Genomic DNA, 5,956 nt, shown 5'->3' with positions numbered 1-5,956 from the left:
ATTAAAGAGCACTCGCCGATTGATAACCAGAAGATTCTGATTGAGCAGCGCGGGCACTGGAAGAACGACTTCGGAGTTCCTGTGACGGTTCAGGTTCAGATCCAACGCGCTCGCCGAACCATGAGCACGACGTGTCCGCACACTGTGTTTCTCCGAGAGTCGTACACGACGCGGGTCGGGACCGATGGGCTTACGCAAATCATGGCCCCGGAGCCGACGACGGAGCCGACGTGGAACACGGAGTGGGGCGCGGGCCTGTTCGCACCGTTCAATGGGATGGGTGGGGACGAGTGGCCCCCGATTACGACGTGGCAGTCCACCCCGGAAGCCACCTCGACGCTGGACCAGATTCGCGTTCCAGCGGGACAATCGCTGGACGTTCGGTTCCGCGTCTCACTGGTGACGAACGCTTACGTCCGGGTGCCGTGGGGCGATGCTCACCCGCGCGATGGTAGGCCGACCGCGTTCGTCTGGGCATTCTCGAACACCATGCGATTCTTCGCCTTCCCCGACCCCGTATAGCTCGACTAGATAGGACACACAACAATGGCACTTGAACAGGATTACGGACGCATCCCCGTCCCGGCGGATAACGTTCCCGAGTTCGGTGTGGTGGTGCGCATCCAGGGCACTCACGCCGTCCTCACCGCCGACCGGGATGGGAAGCCGACCCCGTTCCTCCGACACAACGAGCAGATGATGGTGCGGTTCACCCCGCACATCAAGCAGTTGCTGGAGGAAGGGTGGGTCGATCTGATCGACTACATTGAGTTCCCCGCGGCGGCGCAGTACTTCCCCACTATGGCGGAGGTGTTCCAGATGATCGAGGACCGGGCTAAGACGCTGCCCGGCGAGTCGGTGCTGGGCATCCGCGTGGATGGGGATGCGCTGGTGATGCGGGTAGGCCGGGACTTGGAAACGTCCCGCGAAGTCCGGGCGGTGATTCCACAGTTCGGTGATTTGTCGGCGCAGGTTGAGCAGGCGGAGACGGCTGCGCTTCGGTCGGAAATGGCTGTGGAGCAGGTGATGAACCTGGTGAAGGACGCGGCGCAGGTCGCGGCGGATCAGGTGTCGGTGGAAGCGGAGCAGTACGCTGCGCTCGCTGCTGCTGCTGCGGAGCGTTCCGTCACGGCGGCGGAGGAAGCGACGCGACAGGTCGAGTCCATCGGCACGGTCGCCGGGCCGGAGGGTCCACGCGGGCCGGAGGGGCCGATGGGTCCGCAGGGTCCGCAGGGTCCGCAGGGTCCGCAGGGTCCGCAGGGCCCGAAGGGCGACACTGGTGCGGCGGGTAAGGACGGTAAGGACGGCGCTTCGGTGTCGTACGAGTCGATGGTCGCGACTTACGCTGATCTCCCGAAGGGTTTGTCCTCGTCTGATAAGGGCAAGGGCTGGGTTGTCACCGCTGATGGTCGGATTTACGTGTGGGATGGGGCGAAGTTCCCGCCCGAGGGCGCTGCACCATTGTTCCGTGGCCCGCAGGGCGAGACTGGTCCGCGCGGCCCGCAGGGCATCCAAGGCACGCAGGGCCCGAAGGGCGATACTGGCCCGCAGGGTCCGATGGGTCCGCAGGGTCCGAAGGGCGATGTTGGGCCGACCGGTCCGAAGGGTGATACCGGGCTTCAAGGTGTGCAGGGTCCGAAGGGCGATACCGGCCTACCCGGTAAGGACGGTCGGTCGTTGATCGTTCGCGGGGAGGTCGCATCCTCGGCATCACTGCCCCCATCGGCGGCGGTGGGTGACACCTACGTCATGACCGATAGCGGTAAAGCTGTGATGTGGAATGGTACGTCGTGGTCGGACCCGTTTGCGTTCGTCGGTCCGCAGGGACCGCAGGGTGATAGGGGACTCCGCGGCGATACTGGCCCGCAGGGTCCGCAGGGCCCGGCTGGCCCGGCTGGCACCCTATCGGCTGACCAGGCGACCGCGCTGTTTGGCGCGCCGTCGTTCCGCACGAAGCCCTACGGTGTGCTCCGCTGGACCGGGCCGCAGTACGACCCGCCAGCAGCACGGTTTACCCGTATGCGCGCCTACTCGGACGGGAAGCTCGTTGTCGGCAAGAACTACGGTGGCGTGGCGAACGCATCCACGAATGATCCGTACCTCGTCGCCCCGGTTGATGGGTGGTACAACCTGTACGCCCGGCAAGGTTTCGCCACCATCCCCGGCGCTAAGGGCTGCGGCCTGACAACGGACATTAACGCGGGTGATCGGGGGCTCGTGTTGTGGAACGATATTGGCTTCGGTCAGATCAGTATGGCGACCGGCGTGGAGTTCCTCACCGCAGGGACAAGGTTGTACCCGTGGATTTGGACGACCGAGGGTAACGCCGGGGCGACTGGCAACATCCGAGGAATGGAATCACAATTCCGCATGATCTTCCTAGCAGGAGCGTAACGATGGCTGAAATTAACTACGACGATCTACTCAATGAGATCATCGAGCAGATCAAGAATGACGATTCGGCGGACTCCGCGACGGTGGAGCGGCTGGTGCAGCGGCTCCGCGAGTTGCAGGCCACCGCGTCGGCGGAAGTCCTCGGTCGGAAAATCATCGCCGGGGACGGGCTCGCCGGGGGTGGGACGCTGGAGCAGGATGTGACACTCCGCCTGTCGGATGAAACGAACGAGTACATCCGGCTCGCGGCGGCTGCGACGACCCCGAAGCAGCTCGCGGAAGCGATCGCCCCGCTGCTGACGAAGGCCGAAGCCGGGGCGACCTACGCGACGAAGGCGGAAGCGAAGCCCGCCTACGTTATCCCGTTCAGCGTGCCGGGCACGATCAACGGCGAGGAAGTGTCCCCGCCCCTACTGATCGGCACGGGCGCGGCGGGGTTGAAGATCACGCATATCGGTGTCGCGGTCGGCACCCCCGGCTCGGCGGTGACTGTGACGCTGCGCGGTGGGGCGACCGGGTCTATTACCGTGGGGGATGGGGTGGTGTCGAAGCAGTCGGCGATGTCCGTCCCCATCACGGGCCCGGTGCGGGTTGCGATCTCGTCCGCGTCCTCGGCGGGTGTGACGGTTACGCTTCGGGTGCAGGAGTCCTAGCATGAGTATCAAGGACTGGGTCAGGACGGCGCGGGCGGTTCAGACACATGAGTCATTCGACGGGCGGCTCAACACGGGCGGGGCGATGATTGGCTCCCCGGTGTACGTGCAGGGCGTGGATGGTCAGGCGCTGTCGATTCCCGCGAACGCTGGTGCGACTATCCCGGTGTCGTCCGCTGCTGCTGCAGGCTACCCGGTGTCGGTATCACTGTGGTTCCGGTACTCTGCGAGTTCCGCGACCGCGGAGCTGTTTCAGTGGGGCAACATTCCCGGCATGGGTGCGCGGGTGTACGGCGCCAATTCGGTTTATCCTCCAGGCACGGTCGAGGGGTGGGTGCGGTTGTCCTCGGGCGGGTTCGCGCTCCGCGCCCGGTCGGAGCAGTTATCACCGGATCGGTGGCACCTCGTGACCCTCACCGTCGAGGGGACGACGATATGGGGCGGGTGCCGCGCCCGCATGTATATCAACGGCACGCTGGTTGCCGTGCAGTCGTATAGCGGCGGGCTGTTCAACCTCGTGAACTTCGACCGTCCCCGTACCATGACCGTCGGCGTGTCCGCCGGGGCGGTTGTGGTGGACGAGCTGATCATCCAGGAAGCGCTGCTCGGAGATTCCGAGGTTATGGGGCTATATCAGTCTGCGGAGTCGCTGACGCGGGGGACGAAGCGGAGCGGGTGGGGCGTGGTATTCTAGACCGCAAGCAGGACCAGTCCCCGCTGACCTCCAGACAGCAGATTGGGGGCCGGTTCCGAAGGGATTAAGGCCCGTGTTGCTACGACCTCCCCCTCGCCTAGTGGGCAGCTATGGCGAGGGGGCTTCCTCATGTATAGGGGACGGGGCGGTCGCGCCGGTTAGACTCAACCTATGAGCAGACAGTGGCCGATGCCGAAGAACACATTCACCATCACATCCCGGTTCGCGGGCAGGATCAACCCCGTGACGGGCCGACCAGAATCACACTCCGGAACAGATTTAGCCGCCCCGGACGGCACCCCGTTCTACGCCGTCCAGTCTGGAACTGTGCAGTACATCGGACCCGCTTCGGGCTATGGGCAGTGGATCGTCGTGGACTCGTCCGACGCGGACGGCGGGGGCTGCGTCGAGTACGGGCACATGTGGAACGCCTTCGCCACGGGGCTGAAACTGGGCGACCGGGTGGAGGTCGGGCAGCTGCTCGGCTACGTCGGGTCGAATGGCCAGTCCACGGGCCCGCACCTCCACGTCACGGTGTGGGAACGTGGCTACGGCGGGAAGCGCGTGGACCCGGAAACCTGGCTCCAGGACGCGGCCTACCCACCGCCCGGTGGTGGTCGCGCCCCCGTCACCGGCGAATCACCAGCCGGGGGCGATGTGCTCTTCGGCGTGGACATCTCGAACCATCAGAACGGCTTCTCGTTGCGCCGGGTGAAGGAGGAAGGCTTCGCGTTCACCATCATCAAGGCGACCGAGGGGACGTGGCGCGACCCGGTGTTCCGGTCGCACCTGGACGACGCGAAGGCTAACGGCGTGCTGGCCGCTGCTTACATCTACGTGCGCGAGGAAACATCGCCGGAGGATCACGCCGCCGCGCTGGAAGCGCAGCTACCCGAGAAGGACGTTCCCGTCGCACTCGACATCGAGGACAAGAGCGGCTACGACCCGGGCCTGTGGCACGGCATCGTGTCCGCGCTTCGCGGGCGGGGCTACCGGGTGATCCTGACCTACCTCCCCCGGTGGTACTGGACGAAGGCCGGGAAGCCTGACCTGTCCGGGCTCCCGCCGCTGTGGTCCTCGAACTACCCGTCCACGACCCCGGGTTACGCTTCGGCGCTGTACTCGACCGCAGGGGACGCTGGCTGGGCTGGTTACGGCGGTCTGGAGGTGGCGATGTGGCAGTTCACCGACCGGGCCGTCGTCGCCGGGATGAAGGTGGACGCGAACGCCTTCCGCGGCGGGATGGATAAGCTCCGCGCCCTGTTTCAGGGCGAGGGGAACACCACCCCGCCCGGGGCGGAAGTCGGCCCTCCAGTCTTCGCGTCGAAGCTGACCGCCGAGGACTACGCCCGACTGTCGTTCGAGCAGCTCGCCGGGTACAAGTACCGGCAGGACGGGCTCCCCGACTTCGCCGGGTGGGATGCCGAGTCGGTCATCGCGTCCGCGAAGAAGAAGCTAGCGGACACGGGCGCGTGCACGCCCGTCGAGCTGCTGTTCCTCGCTAACGAAGATCTGATCAACCGAATCAAGAAGGGTGAGAAGTAAGTGAAAATCAAGGGAATTGACGTGTCCATCATCGTTCGCGGGGTGATCTACGCCGCGGCGTTCGTGTTCTCGGCCGCGATGCTGCTGTCGGGTAAAGCGACGAGTGATCAGGCGCAGGCGTGGCTGGATTATGCCCCGGAGCTCGCTGGCATGGTCGCCGGTGGTCTAGCGCTGGTGAAGCTGAACCGCGGGTCGAACTCGACGGCGACCGAGGACGATGTTCAGGCCGCGCAGACCGCAGCCACCGTGGCCGCGATGGAGCGGATGTACCAAATGAGCCGGGAACTGCTCGACACCATCAACGAGAAGAAGCAGCCATACCAGTCGGTCGGCGCTGCGGACAGTAACCCTCCGATGGACGAGTCGGCGGAGTACGGTCAGCACGCAGCCCCGGTGAGTGTTGATCGTGCTGGTTCGCAGCACGGTTCCATCTACCCCGGATAGGAGCAGAAATGATGTCATTCATTAATCAGGTATTCAGCTGGGCGCGGAAGATCATCCCAGCATCCATCGTCCCCGACGTGCCGGTTGGCACGTTCATCCACACCTCGGCGGGCAACGGCGGGACTGACCAGCCCACGCAGCGGTTCGGCATCGGCGGGACAGACCTCGGCTTTTTGTTCGAGGGCGGCAAGTCCGTCAATGGCGGGAAGGCACTATGGGTCGGCGG

At 65.1% G+C, this 5,956-nt stretch carries 7 protein-coding genes; all 7 read left to right on the top strand.

What is annotated here, in order from left to right:
* A partial coding sequence (locus ACTQV4_RS09995) for a DUF7172 family protein (RefSeq protein WP_441569750.1) occupies window positions 1-522 on the top strand: 522 nt, incomplete at its 5' end.
* 24 nt (window positions 523-546) lie between these two features.
* Entirely contained in the window at window positions 547-2,394 is a 1,848-nt protein-coding gene (locus ACTQV4_RS09990; protein WP_441031699.1) for a hypothetical protein, read from the top strand.
* A 2-nt stretch (window positions 2,395-2,396) separates the two neighbouring features.
* Window positions 2,397-3,047 (top strand): hypothetical protein, encoded by a 651-nt coding sequence (locus ACTQV4_RS09985; RefSeq protein ID WP_441031701.1) that lies wholly within the window; start codon window positions 2,397-2,399, stop codon window positions 3,045-3,047.
* 1 nt (window position 3,048) lies between these two features.
* Window positions 3,049-3,741 (top strand): LamG-like jellyroll fold domain-containing protein, encoded by a 693-nt coding sequence (locus ACTQV4_RS09980; RefSeq protein WP_441031703.1) that lies wholly within the window; start codon window positions 3,049-3,051, stop codon window positions 3,739-3,741.
* A gap of 171 nt (window positions 3,742-3,912) precedes the next feature.
* A complete protein-coding gene (locus ACTQV4_RS09975; RefSeq protein ID WP_441032695.1) occupies window positions 3,913-5,286 on the top strand; it encodes a peptidoglycan DD-metalloendopeptidase family protein in 1,374 nt (457 codons plus the stop codon).
* A complete protein-coding gene (locus tag ACTQV4_RS09970) occupies window positions 5,287-5,730 on the top strand; it encodes a hypothetical protein (protein ID WP_441052914.1) in 444 nt (147 codons plus the stop codon).
* A gap of 11 nt (window positions 5,731-5,741) precedes the next feature.
* Window positions 5,742-5,956, top strand: a 215-nt coding sequence (locus ACTQV4_RS09965; protein ID WP_441569749.1) for a hypothetical protein, incomplete at its 3' end; no start/stop codon positions are given.

The sequence above is a fragment of the Collinsella sp. LCP19S3_B11 genome (assembly GCF_052121915.1).
Lineage (GTDB): Bacteria > Actinomycetota > Coriobacteriia > Coriobacteriales > Coriobacteriaceae > Collinsella.
This window is presented reverse-complemented; position numbering and strand designations above follow the sequence as displayed.

Excerpts from the sequence above, each read along its gene's own strand:
- ACTQV4_RS09990 (WP_441031699.1), top strand. The coding sequence starts at position 547 with ATGGCACTTGAACAGGATTACGGACGCATCCCCGTCCCGGCGGATAAC.
- ACTQV4_RS09985 (WP_441031701.1), top strand. The coding sequence starts at position 2,397 with ATGGCTGAAATTAACTACGACGATCTACTCAATGAGATCATCGAGCAG.
- ACTQV4_RS09980 (WP_441031703.1), top strand. The coding sequence starts at position 3,049 with ATGAGTATCAAGGACTGGGTCAGGACGGCGCGGGCGGTTCAGACACAT.
- ACTQV4_RS09975 (WP_441032695.1), top strand. The coding sequence starts at position 3,913 with ATGAGCAGACAGTGGCCGATGCCGAAGAACACATTCACCATCACATCC.